This window comes from Flavobacterium sp. FlaQc-49, from assembly GCF_044005985.1.
Classification (GTDB): Bacteria; Bacteroidota; Bacteroidia; order Flavobacteriales; family Flavobacteriaceae; genus Flavobacterium; species Flavobacterium cupriresistens.
Genome location: NZ_JBIPCS010000001.1, coordinates 411,969 through 431,885 on the forward strand (window position 1 = coordinate 411,969; position 19,917 = coordinate 431,885).

A 19,917-nucleotide genomic window follows, 5' to 3' on the forward strand; every position below is an offset into this window, starting at 1 on the left:
TATGAAGAAAGCAATATTGATTATATGTTTGTCCTTATTAGTCGGATGTAAATCTAAAACAATCAAAAGAGATACTGAAGATTTAAAAATCACAAAAGTGGGAGCTTCTGAAATGAATTCCAATCAGCAGAAAAAAGCGTATGATTTGGGGAAAAGAGTTTTAGAAACCTGCAACACTTCTAAATTTAAACCTTTTAACCAAACTGAAGTTACCCAATCGGTAATGGAAAATACAACCGAAGAGCGATTGACAAAAACCTGTCAGCGATTTCGTCAGTATTATGGAAGTTTTGTTGATTTGAAATTAGATGGGGTTTACAAAACCAAACACGAAGTCATTTATCGCTACCATGCCCTTTACACTAAAAAAGTAGCAAACAAAGAACTGCGCGTTTTTGTGAATGAAGAAAATTTAATTTCTGCCATAAAATCAATGGATTGGGAAGCGAATTTTGAGTCTAAATTAAACGATTAAAAAATATAGTAATGAATTTAAAATTGCCTTTTTTTGTGTTGCTTTTTATATCAGCCTTTGCAAATGCTCAGGAAACGATGATAGTAAATGGTTCTAAACCTTTTCCGGCTACACAAGAATATACCTTTATCTGCGAAAAATATGCTTATACGGGCGAGACAAAAGTCCAGCTTGCGAAAACAGAAAAAGGAGGAATTTTAAAACTATCGATTGATACCGCCAATGAAAAATCAAGAATTTTGGGTGGTGTTTATGTAGATTTGGCTAATGGAGATGTTATTCCGTGTGTAGACAAAAACGTAAAAGAGTCAACAGCTGGTAAAACAACTTCTTACTATTATTTTACGCCCGCAGAAATGCTAAAATTAAAGAAAACAGATATCAAGTCTATTCGATTTATAATTGTTGGAGGTACCGATGTTTTTGGGAATCAGACCGGGCATTTTACAACAGTGAATAAAATGGCTTATTTTTCTACTGCTTTTGACACTTCAAAAAAATCATACGATACTGCAAAAGAAATTAGCGTTTTGTAAATATACTTTAATAGAATAAGTCTTATATTTATGCTCTAATTGTACTAAAAAAATGAATTCAAACGAAAACTTAATCGCTAAGTTCTATACTGCTTTTGGAAATGCTGACTACAAAACAATGAGCGAATGTTATCATCCAAAAATACATTTTATTGACCCTGCTTTTGGCTTATTAAAAGAAGAACAAGTTTCTGCAATGTGGGAAATGCTGCTTTCAAGAAGTAAAGGCAATATTAAAATTGAATTTTCAAACATCAAAGCAGATGAATTCTCGGGTTCAGCCAATTGGGTTGCTACGTATAATTTCAGCAAAACAAACAGAACTGTGATCAATAAAATAGTAGCTGAATTTATTTTTCAAGATGGTTTAATCATCAAACATACGGACAATTTTGATGTTTGGAAATGGTCCAAACAAGCGTTTGGTTTCACAGGTCTTCTGTTGGGCTGGACAGGTTTTTTTCAGGACAAAATAAGAAAACAGGCTTTGTTATCGCTTAAAAAGTTTCAGGAATCCAAATAAATTAGTTAAATTGTGCATTACATAATTCACAATAGCTAAAAATTATTTTGAACTTCATTTAATATATCCGCCTTTTTTAAAGTTTTATTTCTTGTTGCTGCTTGATATCAAGTTAATTGTGTTTTTTAATCTTAATGACTAATTATGAAAGAAATTGTACACAAGAAATTAAATCAATTACAAGCAACAGCAATATGCGGAAATGACATTAGTTCCTCCTGCTTATATGTATCGGCATTAACCATTTTGTATGCAGGCCAGTTTGCCTGGATCTCGTTACTGATTGTTGCAGTTGTTTTATTCCTTTTCAGAAGAATTTACGGAGAAGTGGTGGGTGCGATTCCTTTAAACGGAGGGGCTTACAACGTCTTATTAAACACGTCAACTAAACGCTTGGCTTCTCTTGCGGCGACATTGACTGTTTTATCGTACATGGCAACTGCTGTTATTTCAGCATCAGAAGGAATGCATTATCTTCATGGCATATTTGACGGTTTAAACATCATCACCGCCACGATTGTTGTTTTGGTACTCTTTACCGGACTTGCCATTTTAGGGATTGGAGAATCAGCCTTTGTAGCCGTAATCATATTTATAACACATTTAGTCACCTTAAGTTTACTTGTTCTGGCATCGTTGTGGTTTATTCTGAACAATGGATTAGAAACCTTTCACCTCAATTGGCAGACGCCTATAGCTTATGGAAACATAAAAACAGCACTTTTTCTTGGTTTCTCGGCAGCAATGCTTGGAATTTCAGGCTTTGAGAGTTCTGCTAATTTTGTTGAAGAACAAAAACCGGGAGTTTTTCCAAAAACATTGAGAAACATGTGGGCGATTGTGAGTTTCTTCAATCCTGTGATCGCACTTTTATTGATAAGTATCATTCCATTAGCCGAAGTTGGTTCTAACAAAGAATCTCTTTTAGCCTATTTAGGACAAACAACCGGAGGTTCGTGGCTTGCGTGGTTGATCTCAATAGATGCGGTTTTAGTGCTTTGTGGTGCCGTATTAACCTCTTTTGTTGGGGTTTCAGGATTACTAAACCGAATGACCTTAGATCGTATTCTTCCCAATTATTTTCTTAAACAAAATAAAAGAGGTTCTCATTACCGAATCGTAATCAGTTTCTTGGTTCTTTGTATATCAGTTTTATTTGTAACAAACGGACATTTAGAGTCATTGGCCGGTGTTTATACCTTCTCCTTTTTAGCTGTTATGGCCTTATTTGGAATTGGAAATTTACTGCTAAAGTTTAAACGCAGAAAGTTACCAAGACCCGAGCGCGCCAGGGGAATTGTTGTGGTTATTGCCGTTTCAAGTATTATTGCGGCCTTTATAGGTAATATGCAACTGAACATCAATTCGTTTTATACTTTCTTAAAATATATGGTGCCGTCCTTATTGTTTATTGGAATTATGTTAAACCGTATCTTCCTGATTCGGGTTCTGATTGAAGGTTTAGAGTATTTTTATCAGCCGTTAAGAAAAATGGTTATCGTAAGTAACCGTTACCTGCATAAAATGAGTTTAAAGATTAACTCACAGGAATTTGTCTTTTTCACCAAAGGTGATGACGTTGCTATTCTAAACCGAGTCCTACAATATGTGGAAGGAAACGAAACAACCAAAAAACTCAAAATTGTTCACGTTACAAACGGCATGACAAGCAATGAGGAGTTACGAAAAGATTTAGAAGTTTTAGATCGTGCTTACGACGAAATTGATATCGAATACCTTGAAATTGAAGGTGTGTTTGGCCCCGAAATTATAGATGAACTATCCGAAAAATGGAAAATCCCAAAGAACTTCATGTTCATAGGTTCCCCCGGAAATAAATTTTCTTACCGTGTTTCCGACTTAGGCGGTGTGCGTTTAATAATGTAGTTGTTAAAAAAAATATCAAACCCGACAGGTTTCAAAAACCTGTCGGGTTTAAATATTTATATTTTTTATTATTAAGATTTAAACCATCCCGCCACTAATTCATCTTCAAAAGAAGTCGCGTCTTTATGGATAAATTCATTTGTGTTTTTATTATAAGAGTAATCTAGAGCCCATGTTTTATGGTTTTCTGCCATTTCTTTAATGCTTTTACAAACAAAAGCAATCTCTTCATCGGTAGTAGTTGGGTGAATAGACATTCTGATCCATCCCGGCTTTTTGATCAAATCACCAATGGTAATTTCATTGACTAATTTATTCGAAGTTTCCTGATCAACATGTAGTAAAAAGTGTCCGTAAGTACCGGCGCAACTGCATCCCCCTCTAGTTTGAATTCCAAATCTGTCGTTTAGTAATTTTACGCCAAGGTTAAAATGAAGATCTTCAACAAAAAAGGAAACAACTCCCAATCGGTTTTTATGTTGTCCTGCTAAGATTTTGATATTTGAAACTGCATCTAATTCATTAAAAACAAAATCAACGATTTCGTGTTCACGTTGCAAGATGTTCTCAATTCCCATTTCTTCTTTCAACTCAATAGCCAAAGCCGTTTTGATTACTTGTAGAAATCCAGGAGTACCGCCATCTTCACGATCCTCAATGTTATCAATATATTTGTGTTCGCCCCAAGGGTTTGTCCAACTTACCGTTCCACCTCCGGGACAATCCGGAATCATGTTGTTGTATAGTTTTTTATTGAAAATCAAAACACCTGAAGTCCCCGGTCCTCCCAAAAATTTATGCGGAGAGAAGAAAATGGCATCTAAATAAGATTCCGAATCTTCCGGATGCATGTCAATTTCTACATAAGGTCCTGAACAGGCGAAATCCACAAAACAAACACCATTATGCTGGTGCATTAATTTTGCAGCTTCGTGAAAAGGAGTTTTTAACCCAGTGACATTAGAACATGACGTTATCGAAGCGATTTTGATAGTTCTTTCTTTATATTTCTCTAATAATTCCTCCAAATTATCCAGACAAAAAAGCCCTTTCTCGCAAGATGGGATAATTTCTACATCTGCAATTGTCTCTAACCAAGAAGTTTGATTCGAATGATGCTCCATATGAGAGATAAAAACGATCGGCTTTTTCTCTGCAGGTACAATGGTACAATCTTTTAAATTTTCAGGTATTTTTAAACCTAAAATACGTTGAAATTTATTGACAACACCTGTCATTCCTGTTCCATCCGTAATCAGAACATCATCCTGATTGGCATTGGTATGACGTTTAATGATGTTTCTGGCATGATGATACGCTTTTGTCATGGCAGTACCTGACACGGTCGTTTCGGTATGCGTATTGGCAACAAAAGGACCAAATTCATTCAAAAGCTTCTCCTCTATAGGGCGATATAACCTTCCACTGGCAGTCCAATCGGTATAAATGATCTGTTTTTTGCCGTATGGAGAAGTAAATTCCTGGTCAACACCAACAATATGCTTTCTAAAATCCTGAAAATATGTTTCTAAACTGATGGTACTATTTTTGCTATTCATTAGTGTGCCTGTATTTGATTGCAAATATATTGCTTTTTTATAGAACTGAGAATTTATCAATTATAAACTTCAAACATTAGATAACCTTTTAGTATCTTTAATTAAATAGTCTTTTTTATAAAAATTTATCATAATATTCTATCGGATTAATAGGGCAATAAGAACTTAAACTATACTTTTTTATGGAAAATTTAGCAGTGGCAACTTTTGGTGGTGGATGTTTTTGGTGTATTGAAGCCGTAATTCAGCGTTTAAAGGGGGTAGAATCCCTAAAATCAGGATATTCAGATGGTTTTATTAAGAATCCACCCTACCGTGAAGTTTGCACCGGAAGAACAGGTCATGCCGAAGTAATTCAGGTAACCTTTAATCCTGACATAATTTCATACCATGACTTAATTACTGTTTTTATGACAAGTCACGATCCTACAACGTTAAACCGTCAGGGTGGTGATAGTGGAACACAATATCGTTCTATTATCCTGTACCATAATGACACTCAAAAGGAAATTGCAGAACAAGTTTTCGAAGAAGTTAAACCCGTTTTTGCGGATCCAATTGTAACACAGTTGAAACCTTTTGAAGTATTCTATGAAGCAGAAGATTACCATCAGAATTACTACAATGAAAATCAAGAAGCAGGGTATTGTCAAATGGTGATTGACCCTAAAGTACAAAAACTAAAAAAGATGTACGCTGATAAATTGATTGGCTAATACGACTTTTACCACCAGATTACACCGGTAAAAATTATTTTCTCTCTGTTGAAAATCCAAATAATCTTTTACGCGGTGAAAAAAAAAGAAAGATAATACGAAATGAAAAATTTAAAAATAAACAACCGATTTACAGCAGAATTACCCGCAGATCCTAACGATACAAATGAAGTTCGCCAGGTTGCCAATGCGCTTTTTTCCTATGTAAATCCAACAAAACCATCGAATCCACAACTGATTCATACTTCAAAATCTGTAGCTGAATTGGTTGGAATTTCTGAAGACGAAATTCAATCAGAATCCTTTCTAAACGCATTCTCAGGAAAAGAAATTCTTCCTGAAACACGTCCTTACGCAATGGCGTATGCAGGACATCAATTCGGCAATTGGGCCGGACAATTGGGTGATGGTCGTGCTATAAACTTAACAGAAGTAGAACATGATAATTCTTTTTTTACGCTTCAGCTAAAAGGAGCAGGAAAAACTCCTTACTCCCGAACTGCTGATGGTCTGGCGGTTTTACGCTCCTCCATCAGAGAATATCTGTGTGCCGAAGCTATGTATTATTTAGGTGTTCCTACTACCCGATCGCTTTCTTTAATGTTATCGGGTGATGAAGTTTTGCGTGATATTTTATACAATGGAAATCCTGCTTTCGAAAAAGGAGCTATTGTTTGTCGTGTTGCTCCCTCTTTCATCCGTTTTGGAAGTTTTGAATTGCTTACTTCTCGCAATGAATTAAAAAACCTGAAACAATTTGTAGAATATACGATCAAATATTACTTCCCCGAAATTAAAGGAGAACCCAAAGAGCAATATGTACAGTTTTTCCAAAAAGTAGCCGACACCACACGTGAAATGATTCTGCATTGGCAAAGAGTTGGTTTTGTACATGGCGTAATGAATACCGATAATATGTCCATCCACGGAATCACCATTGACTATGGTCCATATGGCTGGCTGGAAAATTATGACCCTAATTGGACGCCAAATACAACAGACAGTCAATACAGAAGATATCGTTTTGGTAATCAACCGCAAATTGCCCAATGGAATTTGTATCAATTGGCTAATGCGCTTTATCCGTTAATCAATGAAGCCAAACCTCTAGAAGACATTTTAGAGTCTTTTATAAATGAGTTTGATTCCGATTACAAAACAATGTTTTTAAGCAAACTAGGTTTGTTTACTTCAACCGAAACTGATAGTGAATTAATTGCTAATTTAGAAGCAACTTTACAGTTATCTGAAACGGATATGACGATCTTTTTTAGAAATTTAAGCCTCATAAAAAAAGAGGATTCGATTGAAAATGCAATTGCAAAAATTAAAGATGCCTTCTATATTCCGGAAGAAATCACCAATACTATCTTAGAAAATTGGACGGCTTGGTTTTCGTTATATCTAAAAAGATTAGCAGCAGAAGTTATTTCAGATGAAGATCGCGCCACAAAAATGAATCGTATCAATCCGAAATATGTATTGCGAAATTATATGGCGCAACTAAGTATTGACGCGGCAGACAAAGGCGACTTTTCATTAGTCGATGAATTATATACCCTGCTTCAAAAACCATATGACGAACAACCGGAAATGGAGAAATGGTTTGCAAAAAGACCGGATTGGGCTCGTTCTAAAGTAGGTTGCTCCATGCTTTCTTGTAGTTCTTAACTTTTTTTGCCACTAATTTCGCGAATTAAACTAATTTCTTTTTTTATTCAACCCTGATTAGTGAAAATTAGTGTAATTCGTGTCAAACCTTTTTCTGCCACAGATTAAAAAGATTCCAATGATTAATCCATTAAATCCTTTTAATCTGTGGTATTTTTTTAGCACAAATAATCAGTTTAAACCTCTTTATAGCCTTAAAGTATTTTTTGCCACGAATTTCGCGAATTAAACTAATTAATTCGTGCCAATTAGTGTAATTCGTGTTTAACTCCTTTTTTACTTCGCAGTAATAGAATCAATTATAAGATTGGCATGAACTCTGGAATTTTCAATGAACCATTTATGTGTATGCATTCCTCCGCAAACCACTCCCGCCAGAAATAATCCTTTCACATTTGTTTCCATCGTTTCCGGATTGTAAGTTGGTGTTTTTAATGCATCTTCAGACAGTTGAATGCCTGCATTTTGCAAAAAAGCCAAATCCGGTTTGTAACCTGTCAATGCTAATACAAAATCATTTTCGATAATTACTTTTCCGTTTGGAGTTTCAATTTCAACCGTGTTCTCTTTAATCTCCGTAATATTCGATTCAAAATAAGCTTTAATGCTTCCTTCGCTAATGCGGTTTTCGATATCAGGTTTTGCCCAATATTTCACCCGATTATTGATCTCGTTTTTACGAATTACCATTGTTACATTGGCTCCTTTACGCCAACATTCCAAAGCCGCATCAACTGAAGAGTTATTCGCGCCAACCACTAGTATATTTCTAAAAGCATATTCATGTGCCTCTTTATAATAATGACGAACTTTGGGCAATTCTTCCCCTTTTACCTCCATTTTAATCGGAATGTCATAAAATCCGGTTGCAATAATGACGTTTTTTGATTGGTATACTTTTTTATCTGTGCTAATTTTAAATGATTCGACACCCTCTTTTACTATTTCGGTGACTCTTTCAAATAAATGAATTGAAAAATTAAAATAGCGGTGAATATTTCGATAGTATTCCAAAGCCTCCTGGCGACCCGGTTTTGGTGGCAGACAGTTAAATGGAATACCTCCTATTTCCAACCTTTCCGCTGTCGAAAAAAATGTCATGTACAAAGGATAATTAAAAATACTGTTTACAATTGCTCCTTTTTCAATGATTAAATAACTCAAATTCTTCTTTTGGGCTTCTATAGCACAAGCCAGACCAATCGGGCCACCTCCCACAATGATCAAATCGTATTGTTCTGTCATAAAGCAATTACTTTTCCCAAGTTTTAAAAGGGTTTTTACTCAGATAAGCGTTATAATATCTTGGATCATTAGTCACTTCCTCACCCAGCCATTCCGGTTTTTCAAAAGAGTCTGTCTCTGACTGTAATTCAATTTCAGCCATTACCAATCCTTCATTATCACCATAAAATTCATCCACTTCAAAAACATGATCTCCAGCTTTTATTTCAAAGCGGGTTTTCTCAATTTTGCCTTTTTCACAAAGTTTGAGCAACTCCTCTGCTTCATCAATCGGAATTTCATTCTCCCATTCAAAACGGGACATTCCGCCTTGATGACCAATCCCTTTAATAGTAATAAATCCCCTTTGACCTTTAATCCTAACACGAACTGTTCTTTCCGGGATTGAACTTAAGTATCCCTGAGCAATTTTATTTTGAGTAAAAGCCTGTTCTTTAAAATCATCCGATTTTACAAGAAACTTTCTTTCGATTTCAATCATTTTAATATTTCAATTAAATTTCAATGCAAGTTACTTAATTTAATTCAGTAGTAAAATTGACAAATCACAAACTCCTTACTTTATATCGTTTTTATCCTAACTCCCTCGCAATCAAAAACAAAACATTAAAATAACTGATTGTTAATGCTTTACGTATTATTTTTTTGGTTAAATTTGATAGAATCTTAACTTCATACTTATGTCTAAAAAAGCACTTTATCTATTAGGCATTGCAATAACCATTATTTTGGGTACTTTTTTGTATTTGAAATTTTGTTGCAATTGTACGAAACCCGAAACAATTGATCCTATCGAAAAACCAATTGTAACGACTCCGGAGGCCTCTCTTGTCCCCTTTGTTCTAAATGGCTCAGGAATTGATTATCATACGACTGATAACATCAAATTCCTTAAAAACAATGCTGCAGTACTGGTTCCCATTGGCGATTCTGTAAATATTGGAATTGAAAAGCTAAAAGCGTTCTTAACTTCAAATCCAAAGCAAAAAATAACCATTACCGGTTATGCCACAAGCGACGAAACCAATACCACTAAATTTGAAAATCTTGGAGTAGCCAGGGCAAATGATGTCAAAAATTATTTTGTAACGAAAGGCTTAACAGGCTCTCAATTGGATACCAAAGGTGAAATTGTGGACAAATGGCAAACCAATTCAGATACTCTTTTTGGTCCGGTCTCCTATAAATTTGAAGTTGCAGACACCACTACGGTCGCTACTGACGAGTGGAGCCTTTTGAAAGAAAAAATCAATACGGATCCTTTAACGCTGCATTTTAGCACTAGTAAATCTCGTAACATACTAGGTGCAGATGAAAAGCAAAAAGTAGCGGATATTGCCAAATATACCGCACATGATAAAGCCGCTGTGGTTTTAATTGTTGGTCATTCGGACAATGTGGGAAATCGTGATTCGAATGTTGCTTTGGGGCAAAAAAGAGCTGAGTTCACTAAAAACTATCTATCCAAAAATGGTATTGGTGCGCAAATCGAAACGGAATCAAAAGGACCTGATGAGCCAATTGGCGATAACGGTACCCGAGAAGGTAAGGCATCTAACAGAAGAACTGTAATTACAATAAAATAATTAATCAAAATATACGATCATGAATATACCTTGTATCTTAATACCTGCGCTAGTTGGATTAATCTGTGGAATTTTAGGTTACTTACTAGGAAGAATGAACTCAAAAAATGATGATTCACTAGCATTGTCTTTACAAGCTGATTTGGATGCCTGCAAAGCGAATACCAAGAATCTGAATGCCCGTATCGCTACTTTGGAAGCTGATTTGGCAGCTAAACCAACTATTAACAGTACAGCACAATCCTTTGCTGCTACAGCCGCTCCATTGTTGTTATTTGACAATGAGCTCGCTGCAACCGTTTTTGGCAAAAAAGTAAAAGAGAACGATCTTAAAGTTGTAGAGGGAATTGGACCAAAAATTGAAACCTTGTTTAATAATGCCGGAATCAAAACCTGGCAAGAATTATCGGCAACAACAACCGAAAAATTGCAATCAATTTTGGATGCTGCAGGTGAAAATTATGCGATACATAATCCGGGTAGCTGGGCGAAACAAGCGCTACTTGCCTACCAAGGAAAATGGCAGGAATTAAAAGACTGGCAAGACAGTCATATTGGAGGAAAAGAATAAAACCACAATTTATATAACCTTAAAAACTGGCTTCCGGCCAGTTTTTTATGCTTTATCTAAAAAATCAGATGACCAATCCTTGTCTTTATTATACCACAATTGCCCTTCTAAAACTTCTAATGGACAATCGAAATTATTGGTGTACAATGCGCCGGTTCCTAGACCTTGTGGCATCTTTGAGTTTTGCAAAAACGTCCATTGTGAGATTGCATTCAGTCCGATGTTGCTTTCTAATGCCGATGTGATCCACCAGCCAATATTGTATCGTTCGGCCAACGTAATCCACTCCTGTGTTCCTCTAAAACCCCCAACAAAACTAGGCTTAAGAATAATATATTGTGGTTGGATTTTTTGGATCAGTTTTTCTTTCTCTTCTATTGAAAATACTCCGATTAACTCTTCATCCAGTGCAATTGGAAATGGTGTTACCTTACATAAATCAGCCATTGTCTTTACACTTCCTTTTTTAATAGGTTGCTCAATGCTATGTAACTGAAATTTATTTAGTTGATTTAGTTTATCTAAAGCTTCACTTATCCCAAAAGCACCATTGGCATCTACTCTAATTTCGATTTGTTCTGCAGAAAAATGACTTCGGATAAACTGTAACAGCTCTAATTCTTTATCAAAATCAATCGCTCCGATTTTGAGTTTTATGCAATTAAAACCATCGGCAAGCTTTTCTTCTATCTGCTGTTTCATAAAAGACGGTTCACCCATCCAAACCAAACCATTTATTGAAATTGACTTTGCATGATTAGTAAAATCGGAAGGAAATAGTACGTATGGGTTATCACTTTTAAGGGACAAAAAAGCCATTTCAATTCCAAATTGTATGGAAGGAAACTCCAATAAGGCTTCCCAAAGTTTCGTTTCACTTAAATGAATGTTCTCGCAAGCCCAGCTTAGTTTTTCTTCATAATCGTCGCGATCATCTGCGCTTAAACCTCTTAAGATTCCGCACTCCCCGATTCCTTTTTTACCGTTTTCTTCCAAAACAACAAACCAGGTTTCTTTTTCTGTCATAATGCCTCTTGAGGTTCCAGACGGACGCTTAAACTCTAGCATGTATTTGTGGTAGGTGGCTTTCAATATACTGTGTGTTTTTTTTAAACCATATAAGTGATGTAAGTTCATTTAATTGTTGGCGGAAAAACTAACTTATATTTTCTTATATCGCCTATATGGTGAAATTTTAATTGGCTAAACGCTTTGTGTTTTTTAAACCATGTAAGTCATGTAAGTTCATTTAATTGTTGGCGGAAAAACTAACTTATATTTTCTTATATCGCCTATATGGTGAAATTTAATTAGCTAAATGCTTTGTGTTTTTTAACCATGTAAGTCATGTAAGTTCATTTAATTGTTCGCGAAAAAACTAACTTATATTTTCTTATATCACTTATATGGTAAAATTTTAATTAGTCAAAAGCTTTGTGTTTTTTAACCATGTAAGTCATGTAAGTTCATTTAATTGTTGGCGAAAAAACCAACTTATATTTTCTTATATCACTTATATGGTGAAATTTTAATTGACTAAACGCTTTATGTCTTGTAACAATATAAGTCATACAAGTTCATTTTAATTGTTGGCGGAAAAGCAAACTTATATTTTCTTATATCACTTATATGGTGAAATTTAATTAGTCAAAAGCTTTAAAATTCTTTCGTAATCTTCTGATTTAATTCCTGCTTTCTGGAAGGTTGTAAAATCCAGCTTTGTTTTATCTGTCCAGCTTAAGCTGTCTGTTACGTTCTGATTTTGATATTTTTTGTAGATAGACTTAGCTGAACTGTAATCGTCGCTTAAAAGGTATACGTGTGCCAGATTCAGTTTTACCGCTAACTCTGTGTCGTCTAACTTTTCGCCTTCTTTCAGGAACTTAATTGCTTTTGCGTATTGTTTCGTCAAAATGTAGCAATACCCAATTGAAGCATAATCTAATGCGGTTGCTTTTCCATCGTTGATTATGCCATTCAATTTCGGAATGGCTTCGTTGTATTTCTGTTGTTTGATCAAAGTGGCAATCTGTTTGTGCAAATCACTGTAAACATTTTTAGAGATTCCTGCATCATTGTAACAGGCTGCTCCAAAGTCTTTGTATACTTTAGTTCTTTCAATTGGTAATAACTTTTGAAATTCGACATAACGATATTGCTTCATTATTTTATTCAGTATACAAACACAAAAATCATCCGAATTGGCCATTTTCTGAGCCATTGTGGATGTTTTACACAAACTGATAATTTCATTTTTATTATCCTGATTCCAGCCACGATTGAGTTTTGTATCTACCCAAGGCACGACTTCTAACACGATTTTCTGACTTAAAATCCAATTTTTACTTTCAAAACCAAACCAGATTGTAGTCGTATTTTCTTTTAAACAAGAAGATTTGTCCAAAGACAGCCGTTTTGCATCTTTGCTGACCGGTTCGACCTGAGCAAAACAGGCTGCGTCGGTTTTCCCATCGCTTACGTACTTCTTTGCTTTTTCGCTTGAAGTCAAAATCGAATAAGTACATTGATCATCTCCTGAGATTTTTGACATCAAGAAAACAGCTCCTGCTGAACCCTGTCCTATTCCGTAAGGATCCGGTATCGCTTTTAGTACCGAAACTAAACTACTTGCCATTTCCTGATTTTTGTCTAATAGCGTTATTCTATAGACAATCTCAGTTGTACCAACAGGTAAATCTTCTGTGTTTACGGTCATTCGGTCGCCGGCAGAAACCAAAAATTCTTTTGTAGTTGCACGTTCTTTATCCCAATAGCCGTCTTTTTGAGCGTAAATATTGTAGAAAGAACAAACAGAAACGAAAAGCAGTATTATTTTTTTAGTCATCATTTTAAGCATTTTGCTCACTGGTATTAATCATATCCTGAATTCGTTTTTCGGCCTCTGGTTTTGTAATTCCTTCGTAAAAATCTTTAACAAAAGGATGGTCATAATCCTTATGTGGAAAAATTACCGGTCTGCAGTTCCCTTTCTGAGTGACTACGGTTGTTGGAACACTTTCTGAAAAAGTATAGTCTTGCAAAGCGTTGTTTAACCATCCGAAATATTCTGTTTCATGCTCTTCATTGTCAAAATTATCAAGATAGTCCTGAAAACTTTTCTCACTCAAAGAAACCCAAAATCCATACTCCAGATCTTCACAATGATCATTTACTTTCTGAAATAATACACAACGTATAAATCTCCCTACATGATCCGGAGATTTAATGACACAAAAGTCTTCATCAATCACCGCTATTTCTTCTTTGTCAACCTCAGAAAGACGGGAATAAGCATCAGGCGAAATATACGTTAGTGCTGGCCAGCCCTCATGCTGCTCTCCGCAACATTCACAAATAAATTTTGTACTATCCATTTATTATTTTAATTGAATAAACGCTTCAATTTGATTTCTAATTCCTCGAAAAATCGCTAATACGAGTAGCATTTTAATTTTACAATTCGATTGATTCTCCGATTTCAAGCAGCATTAAATCTTTGCCTTTGTCAAAAAATTGACGAATAGACTCTTCGTGATCAATTTCAATATAACCAAATGTATCAAAATGGTAACCAAGGATTTTATCACATTCTACAAAGTCTGATGCGATTATAGCATCTTCTACATCCATCGTAAAATTATTCCCAATTGGAAGTATCGCTAAGTCCAATTTGGTTCGCAGCGGGATTAATTTCATATCCATTGTAAGGGCAGTATCTCCGGCGATATAGATGTTTTTATGCTCTCCTTCAATTACAAAACCTCCCGGATTTCCACCATAACTTCCGTCTGGGAAAGAGCTTGAGTGAATCGCATTTACATATTTCACTTTTCCGAAATCAAACTTCCAGCTTCCGCCATGGTTCATCGGGTGCGCAGTGAAACCTAATTTGGTATAATAATTTGCAATTTCCGCATTAGAAACGATAACGGCATTGGTTCGCTTTGCAATAGCTTCAACATCTAAAACATGATCACCATGTGCGTGTGTCAGCAATATATAATCTGCTTTTAATGTGTTTATATCAATATCAGAAGCTTGTGGATTGGCTGTTATAAATGGATCAACAATGATGTGTTTTCCTCCAACTTCAATTCCTAATGATGCATGTCCGTAAAAAGTAATTTTCATTTTTATAAAAATTTAAGTTGAACTTCTTTTATCTTCCGCCTAAGAAAAGATTAACAATAATGTCTGAGATTAAAGAAATCATACATACCGTTAACAACAAAGAAAGAAGAAAGGTACTCAAGGCTAATTTTTTTAACTCCGGATCTAATAACTTAGGTTCTTGATTTTTAGCAACCGTAATCAAATGTTTTGTTAAGGGGATATATGCCAATAAAAACAGGTACTGATCAAAATTATAATCGCTTAAAATAGCAAAAACAGCTACTAGAATCATTGCTGTAACAATCAATGTAAAATGGTATTTTTTTGCCTTTTTGCCTCCCATTTGAACTACGATCGTGTTTTTACCCGATTTACGATCTGATTCTTCGTCACGCATATTGTTCAGGTTTAACACTCCAACACTCAATAAACCAATTGAAATAGCCGGCAGAATCAAAAGCGGATCAACTTCTTTGGAATATAAAAAGTTAACGCCCAATGTACTTACTAATCCGAAAAAGACAAAAACAAATACATCTCCGAAACCTTTATATCCATAGGCTGAATTTCCTACTGTATAACGAATAGCAGAAACGATAGCGGCAACTCCAAGCAAAAGAAAAAAGATAGAATAACCAAAATTCGACTCCCCGAAAGCAAAATAAATTAAGGTAATCGCAGATAATAAAGTCAAAATCGAAGTGATTATTATCGCTTTTTTCATTTCCTGAGGGGTGATCACACCACTCTGAATCGCTCTTTTGGGCCCTACTCTGTCTTCATTGTCCGTTCCTTTTACTCCATCACCATAGTCGTTTGCGAAATTGGACAAAACTTGTAAACCAAGCGTTGTTAGAAGTGCAAAACCTAAAATTTTCCAACTAAAAACTTCTGTTGGTGTATTTATAGCTTCTGTTGGGTTGGATAAAGCGTAAATACTTCCAACTATAATTCCCGAAACTGATAATGGCAACGTGCGCAATCTTGCGGCTTCAATCCAATGTTTCATTCTTTTTTTTATTTTAGATTTTAGAGTGTAGATTTTAGATTATTTGGATTCTGATTTTAAATTATGGATCGAAAAAAATCTACAATCTAAAATCAGAAATCTAAAATTTATTTTGGTAATCATTTATTCTCTCTAAAATTTAGTTTCCTTTTCATTATTTTAGATTTTAGAGTGTAGATTTTAGACTATTTTGTTCTGATTGAAAATTATGGATTCAAAAAATCTACAATCTAAAATCAGAAATCTAAAATGTATTATGGCAACCACTTGTTTTCTCCAAAATTTGGTTTTCTTTTTTCTAAAAATGCATTTCTTCCTTCTTTTGCCTCTTCCGTCATATACGCCAAACGCGTTGCTTCTCCTGCAAAAACCTGTTGCCCAACCATTCCGTCGTCTGTTAGGTTCATTGCAAACTTTAGCATTTTAATAGACGTTGGTGATTTTTGAAGAATTTCCTGTGCCCACTCATAAGCGGTATCTTCCAGTTCGTCATGTGGAATGACAGCATTTACCATCCCCATATCCATTGCTTCTTGAGCAGAATAATTACGTCCTAAAAAGAAGATTTCACGTGCTTTTTTCTGACCTACCATTTTAGCAAGATATGCAGATCCGTAACCACCGTCAAAACTCGTTACATCGGCATCGGTTTGTTTGAAAATAGCATGTTCTTTACTTGCCAAAGTCATATCGCAAACAACATGTAAGCTATGTCCTCCACCCACTGCCCATCCCGGAACAACGGCAATAACCACTTTTGGCATAAAACGGATTAAGCGCTGCACTTCAAGAATATTCAAACGGTGTTGACCGTCTTCTCCTACATACCCTTGGTGTCCACGAGCATTCTGATCTCCTCCGCTGCAAAAAGAATACACTCCGTCTTTAGTCGAAGGTCCTTCTGCAGAAAGCAACACTACTCCAATCGAAGTATCTTCTTGTGCATCGTAAAAAGCCTGGTATAATTCTGAAGTTGTCTTTGGACGAAAAGCATTTCTAACATTTGGTCTGTTGAAAGCAATTCTTGCAACTCCATTACATTTTTTATAGGTTATATCTTCAAATTCTCTGGCAGTGATCCAATCCATTTCTATTTGTTTAATTTTAATAATTTATAGTGTAAAAATAAACCATTTTTACATTTTTACCTACTCTATTTGGTTTTTGGTGTTTACTAAAACCAGCTCCAAATGTTAACAATTGGTATTTACTTACAAAAAATAACACTATTTAACATTTGTTTTAAAAAAAAATAAGTAATTTTACACCCTTATAATCAGCAAGATACATTTTATTTTGTTGTTATTTGATTGATTTTCTTTCACTGATTTATTAACCTAAAAAATGACTTTTTTTGAGAAAATTTAAAAAATTTGTCGCTCATTTTTTTACGGTTTTTATTAGTAAACCAATAATTAATGAGCAAATGATTTATGCATTTGTTAAAACTTCAAGGAGGAAATAGTAACACCTAAGGTTAAATGCTGGAAATGTATCCGTGTTAGTACAAAAATGAATACGAAAAGAGGAAAAAATACTAATTAAATACTTTCCAAAAGTTATTCTATACAACCAATGGCTTAGCCGTGAATTTGATTTTTTGCTTTTAAGATGAATGTATCAATTGTTTAAAGACATACCCATATAAAGAAGTAATTTCTAAAATTTTTAAAGCTATTATTTTTTTAATGGATTCGAATTATTTTATTTCTGTTTTTTTTTAATTACAATTTTTTTTAAAACTAGAATAAAAAAGAGAAAGGCTACTTGTAATGAGTAGCCTTTCTTGTTACTGGTATTTGATCAAATCCAAAAACTTTTGGAGAAGTAAAAATCTCGCAGAGTCGCTGAGTCGCCAAGTTTTTTTCCTAATTTTTTAACTTTGCGACTCTGCGTCTTTGCGAGAAATCACACCAGAAATTCCTTATAGAAAATCGCCAATCTTTGGTGATTTGCGCGTGTGATTTCTCCTTCGTCGAAATGACAGGGTTGTAAGGAATTGGTCTTTTATTCAATCCATTCAGAACAAAAAAAATCCAAATCCCCATATAATAACATCGGAATTTGGATTCTTTTATTTGGAATTTAAACGTAAGGTTTTAACTCTCTTTTATCAGGTAAATACCGTCTTCTTTAATTTCAATAAGTTGCTCCTTGTATAAAGCTCCAATAGCTTTTTTGAAGGTTTTTTTACTCATTTTCAATACGGTTTTAATGTCTTCCGGATGCGAATTATCATTCAGACGCAAGAAACCACGATTGGCTCTCAATTCGTCTAAAATCTTATCTGCATTAGGCTCAATACTTTGATACCCCTGCACTTGCAAGGCTACATCAATTTTATTGTCAGGACGGATATTTTTAATAAAACCGCGCATTCTGTCACCTGTTCTGATCGCATCATCGTATACTTCGTCTTTATACAACAATCCTTTGTGTTTTTCATTGATAATCACATTGATTCCGATTTCGGTAATGTGCGAAACGATCAAATCTACTTCTTCTCCGTTTTCAACCGTTAAAGAATCATTGTTTAAAAACTGATTCGTTTTGCTTGAAGCTACCAAACGATTTGTTTTTTCATCCATATAAAGATAAACCAGGTATCGTTTTCCTTTTTCCATCGGACGGGCCTGTTCTTTAAACGGAACCAAGATGTCTTTTTCCATTCCCCAGTCCATAAAAGCACCTACCTGATTGATGTAGTTTACTCTTAGAAGAGAAAATTCATTCAATAAAATATAAGGCTCGAGTGTAGTGGCAACAGGACGTTGTTCATGATCCAAATAAACAAAGACAATAAGTTCTTCACCTATTTCAAATTCATTGGGAACGTATTTATTCGGTAATAATATATCGTGAATTCCTTCCGGGTCTTTTTCGGGATTCCCTAAAAATAAACCAACTTTGGTATCACGTAGTATGGTAAGTGTATTGTATTTTCCTATTTCAATCATATTCTTGAGGTTCTGGGCTCATAAGCAGCCAAGTTTCTAAGCCGCAAATGTACGAAGTTTGAAAATGGTAAGCAGAAAAAATATTTTATAAAAAAGAACTTCCGTATCGAAAAATCAAAAACCTATATTTGATAAAATTTTATTGTGCTATTTTAGTGTAAAAAATAAATAGGCCCAAACTTAGATTTCTATGATATTTCTTTGCATAATTCAACGACTTTATTAAGATTCTTTTATCCAAAAAACAGTACAACTTACCCCTATTTTTCTCAAATAACCTCCTAAGCAATGGCAGAAAAACATAAAATAAAAGCAGTGATTTTTGACATGGACGGTGTCTTAATCGACTCCGAACCTCTTTGGCAAAAGGCTGAATTTGAAGTATTTTCTTCACTGGGGGTTACGGTAACAAAAGAAATGGCTGAAATTACAAGAACAATGACCACTGCCGAGGTTGCTAAATTCTGGCACACAAAATTTCCATGGGCAAATACTAGTCTTGAAACAACGGAACAACTGGTGATAGCAAAAGTAACCGAGCTCATCAAAAACGAAGGCTTGAGTATTCCAGGTATAAAAACCTATATCGAATCACTTCGAGCGGAAGGTTTTAAGATTGGTCTGGCTACCAATTCGCCATACAGTATTATACCAATTGTACTGGAAAAACTAAACCTAACACCATTGTTTGATTCTGTTTCTTCTTCAGATGATGAAGAAAATGGAAAACCGGATCCTGCGGTATACCTAACTGCTTCGAGAAAACTTGGTATCGCTCCAAACGACTGCATCGCAATCGAAGATTCTCACTCTGGAATGAGAGCGGCAAAAAGTGCCGGTATGCGAGTTGCGGCCTTCACAAACAACACAACCAACGGAGTCGACACAAGTCTTGCTGATTATATTATAGAAAACTTCAATCTTGAACTTCAGAAAAAAGCAAAGACTTTATTGTTTTTTGTGAGCATTTCTCCTAAAATAATTTTTTAACACATAGTGACATAGTTTTTGAAACTTAAAAAAAAGAGTGTTTCACTTTAAATAAAACACAATAGAACTATGTTAAAAA

19 protein-coding genes are annotated in these 19,917 nt (G+C 34.9%); 9 read left to right on the forward strand and 10 right to left on the reverse strand.

Features of this window, described 5'->3' with window-relative positions; all coding sequences use genetic code 11:
- The first annotated feature begins 1 nt into the window (after position 1).
- The 4 genes from ACHRV3_RS01710 to ACHRV3_RS01725 all read left to right on the forward strand — a co-directional run bounded on the left by ACHRV3_RS01710 (position 2) and on the right by ACHRV3_RS01725 (position 3,421).
- Entirely contained in the window at positions 2 to 475 is a 474-nt protein-coding gene (locus ACHRV3_RS01710) for a hypothetical protein (RefSeq protein ID WP_047777443.1), read from the forward strand.
- Between the two features lie 11 nt (positions 476 to 486).
- A complete protein-coding gene (locus tag ACHRV3_RS01715) occupies positions 487 to 1,011 on the forward strand; it encodes a hypothetical protein (RefSeq protein ID WP_047777441.1) in 525 nt (174 codons plus the stop codon).
- 52 nt (positions 1,012 to 1,063) lie between these two features.
- A complete protein-coding gene (locus tag ACHRV3_RS01720; RefSeq protein WP_395434289.1) occupies positions 1,064 to 1,534 on the forward strand; it encodes a nuclear transport factor 2 family protein in 471 nt (156 codons plus the stop codon).
- A 144-nt stretch (positions 1,535 to 1,678) separates the two neighbouring features.
- Positions 1,679 to 3,421, forward strand: a complete 1,743-nt coding sequence (locus ACHRV3_RS01725) for an APC family permease (RefSeq protein ID WP_230002075.1) — start codon at positions 1,679 to 1,681, stop codon at positions 3,419 to 3,421.
- A 71-nt stretch (positions 3,422 to 3,492) separates the two neighbouring features.
- Here ACHRV3_RS01725 and ACHRV3_RS01730 read toward each other — a convergent pair whose 3' ends face one another.
- Positions 3,493 to 4,980, reverse strand: a complete 1,488-nt coding sequence (locus tag ACHRV3_RS01730; RefSeq protein ID WP_395434290.1) for an aminotransferase class V-fold PLP-dependent enzyme — start codon at positions 4,978 to 4,980, stop codon at positions 3,493 to 3,495.
- 182 nt (positions 4,981 to 5,162) lie between these two features.
- Between ACHRV3_RS01730 and msrA the strand changes: the two genes are divergently transcribed.
- Entirely contained in the window at positions 5,163 to 5,696 is a 534-nt protein-coding gene (gene msrA / locus ACHRV3_RS01735; RefSeq protein ID WP_230002076.1) for a peptide-methionine (S)-S-oxide reductase MsrA, read from the forward strand.
- Between the two features lie 102 nt (positions 5,697 to 5,798).
- Positions 5,799 to 7,367, forward strand: coding sequence for a YdiU family protein (locus tag ACHRV3_RS01740; protein ID WP_395434291.1), 1,569 nt, complete (start codon positions 5,799 to 5,801; stop codon positions 7,365 to 7,367).
- Between the two features lie 276 nt (positions 7,368 to 7,643).
- On the opposite strand, the gene ACHRV3_RS01745 is transcribed toward ACHRV3_RS01740, so the two are convergent.
- A complete protein-coding gene (locus ACHRV3_RS01745; RefSeq protein WP_395434292.1) occupies positions 7,644 to 8,612 on the reverse strand; it encodes a YpdA family putative bacillithiol disulfide reductase in 969 nt (322 codons plus the stop codon).
- Between the two features lie 7 nt (positions 8,613 to 8,619).
- Complete coding sequence (locus tag ACHRV3_RS01750) at positions 8,620 to 9,093, reverse strand: CYTH domain-containing protein (protein ID WP_047777430.1); 474 nt, start codon at positions 9,091 to 9,093, stop codon at positions 8,620 to 8,622.
- Between the two features lie 199 nt (positions 9,094 to 9,292).
- Here ACHRV3_RS01750 and ACHRV3_RS01755 point away from each other — a divergent pair, with 199 nt between their 5' ends.
- Complete coding sequence (locus ACHRV3_RS01755; protein ID WP_395434293.1) at positions 9,293 to 10,198, forward strand: OmpA family protein; 906 nt, start codon at positions 9,293 to 9,295, stop codon at positions 10,196 to 10,198.
- Positions 10,199 to 10,217: 19 nt separating this feature from the next.
- A complete protein-coding gene (locus ACHRV3_RS01760; protein WP_047777426.1) occupies positions 10,218 to 10,769 on the forward strand; it encodes a hypothetical protein in 552 nt (183 codons plus the stop codon).
- 45 nt (positions 10,770 to 10,814) lie between these two features.
- Here the strand turns inward: ACHRV3_RS01760 and ACHRV3_RS01765 are convergent, their stop codons facing one another.
- The 7 genes from ACHRV3_RS01765 to ACHRV3_RS01795 all read right to left on the reverse strand — a co-directional run bounded on the left by ACHRV3_RS01765 (position 10,815) and on the right by ACHRV3_RS01795 (position 18,848).
- Complete coding sequence (locus ACHRV3_RS01765; RefSeq protein ID WP_395434451.1) at positions 10,815 to 11,861, reverse strand: o-succinylbenzoate synthase; 1,047 nt, start codon at positions 11,859 to 11,861, stop codon at positions 10,815 to 10,817.
- A gap of 547 nt (positions 11,862 to 12,408) precedes the next feature.
- Complete coding sequence (locus ACHRV3_RS01770) at positions 12,409 to 13,617, reverse strand: tetratricopeptide repeat protein (RefSeq protein ID WP_395434294.1); 1,209 nt, start codon at positions 13,615 to 13,617, stop codon at positions 12,409 to 12,411.
- 1 nt (position 13,618) lies between these two features.
- Positions 13,619 to 14,143: a DUF2199 domain-containing protein gene (locus ACHRV3_RS01775; RefSeq protein ID WP_395434295.1), complete on the reverse strand. Its 525-nt coding sequence runs from the start codon at positions 14,141 to 14,143 to the stop codon at positions 13,619 to 13,621.
- A 79-nt stretch (positions 14,144 to 14,222) separates the two neighbouring features.
- Positions 14,223 to 14,900, reverse strand: a complete 678-nt coding sequence (locus ACHRV3_RS01780; protein WP_395434296.1) for a metal-dependent hydrolase — start codon at positions 14,898 to 14,900, stop codon at positions 14,223 to 14,225.
- Between the two features lie 28 nt (positions 14,901 to 14,928).
- Positions 14,929 to 15,891, reverse strand: coding sequence for a 1,4-dihydroxy-2-naphthoate octaprenyltransferase (gene menA / locus ACHRV3_RS01785; RefSeq protein ID WP_395434297.1), 963 nt, complete (start codon positions 15,889 to 15,891; stop codon positions 14,929 to 14,931).
- A gap of 254 nt (positions 15,892 to 16,145) precedes the next feature.
- Positions 16,146 to 16,979 (reverse strand): 1,4-dihydroxy-2-naphthoyl-CoA synthase, encoded by an 834-nt coding sequence (locus tag ACHRV3_RS01790; protein ID WP_035681238.1) that lies wholly within the window; start codon positions 16,977 to 16,979, stop codon positions 16,146 to 16,148.
- Positions 16,980 to 17,990: 1,011 nt separating this feature from the next.
- The gene (locus ACHRV3_RS01795; protein WP_047777419.1) at positions 17,991 to 18,848 is read right to left on the reverse strand and encodes a S1 RNA-binding domain-containing protein; all 858 of its coding nucleotides are present in this window, start codon (positions 18,846 to 18,848) and stop codon (positions 17,991 to 17,993) included.
- Positions 18,849 to 19,136: 288 nt separating this feature from the next.
- Here ACHRV3_RS01795 and hxpB point away from each other — a divergent pair, with 288 nt between their 5' ends.
- Entirely contained in the window at positions 19,137 to 19,838 is a 702-nt protein-coding gene (hxpB, locus tag ACHRV3_RS01800; RefSeq protein ID WP_395434298.1) for a hexitol phosphatase HxpB, read from the forward strand.
- Positions 19,839 to 19,917: the final 79 nt, after the last annotated feature.

What these genes read in the sequence shown, in the direction of transcription:
- ACHRV3_RS01710 (WP_047777443.1), top strand. Translation starts at nt 2, where the DNA reads ATGAAGAAAGCAATATTGATTATATGTTTGTCCTTATTAGTCGGATGT.
- ACHRV3_RS01715 (WP_047777441.1), top strand. Translation starts at nt 487, where the DNA reads ATGAATTTAAAATTGCCTTTTTTTGTGTTGCTTTTTATATCAGCCTTT.
- ACHRV3_RS01720 (WP_395434289.1), top strand. Translation starts at nt 1,064, where the DNA reads ATGAATTCAAACGAAAACTTAATCGCTAAGTTCTATACTGCTTTTGGA.
- ACHRV3_RS01725 (WP_230002075.1), top strand. Translation starts at nt 1,679, where the DNA reads ATGAAAGAAATTGTACACAAGAAATTAAATCAATTACAAGCAACAGCA.
- ACHRV3_RS01730 (WP_395434290.1), bottom strand. Translation starts at nt 4,980, where the DNA reads ATGAATAGCAAAAATAGTACCATCAGTTTAGAAACATATTTTCAGGAT.
- msrA (WP_230002076.1), top strand. Translation starts at nt 5,163, where the DNA reads ATGGAAAATTTAGCAGTGGCAACTTTTGGTGGTGGATGTTTTTGGTGT.
- ACHRV3_RS01740 (WP_395434291.1), top strand. Translation starts at nt 5,799, where the DNA reads ATGAAAAATTTAAAAATAAACAACCGATTTACAGCAGAATTACCCGCA.
- ACHRV3_RS01745 (WP_395434292.1), bottom strand. Translation starts at nt 8,612, where the DNA reads ATGACAGAACAATACGATTTGATCATTGTGGGAGGTGGCCCGATTGGT.
- ACHRV3_RS01750 (WP_047777430.1), bottom strand. Translation starts at nt 9,093, where the DNA reads ATGATTGAAATCGAAAGAAAGTTTCTTGTAAAATCGGATGATTTTAAA.
- ACHRV3_RS01755 (WP_395434293.1), top strand. Translation starts at nt 9,293, where the DNA reads ATGTCTAAAAAAGCACTTTATCTATTAGGCATTGCAATAACCATTATT.
- ACHRV3_RS01760 (WP_047777426.1), top strand. Translation starts at nt 10,218, where the DNA reads ATGAATATACCTTGTATCTTAATACCTGCGCTAGTTGGATTAATCTGT.
- ACHRV3_RS01770 (WP_395434294.1), bottom strand. Translation starts at nt 13,617, where the DNA reads ATGATGACTAAAAAAATAATACTGCTTTTCGTTTCTGTTTGTTCTTTC.
- ACHRV3_RS01775 (WP_395434295.1), bottom strand. Translation starts at nt 14,143, where the DNA reads ATGGATAGTACAAAATTTATTTGTGAATGTTGCGGAGAGCAGCATGAG.
- ACHRV3_RS01780 (WP_395434296.1), bottom strand. Translation starts at nt 14,900, where the DNA reads ATGAAAATTACTTTTTACGGACATGCATCATTAGGAATTGAAGTTGGA.
- menA (WP_395434297.1), bottom strand. Translation starts at nt 15,891, where the DNA reads ATGAAACATTGGATTGAAGCCGCAAGATTGCGCACGTTGCCATTATCA.
- ACHRV3_RS01790 (WP_035681238.1), bottom strand. Translation starts at nt 16,979, where the DNA reads ATGGATTGGATCACTGCCAGAGAATTTGAAGATATAACCTATAAAAAA.
- ACHRV3_RS01795 (WP_047777419.1), bottom strand. Translation starts at nt 18,848, where the DNA reads ATGATTGAAATAGGAAAATACAATACACTTACCATACTACGTGATACC.
- hxpB (WP_395434298.1), top strand. Translation starts at nt 19,137, where the DNA reads ATGGCAGAAAAACATAAAATAAAAGCAGTGATTTTTGACATGGACGGT.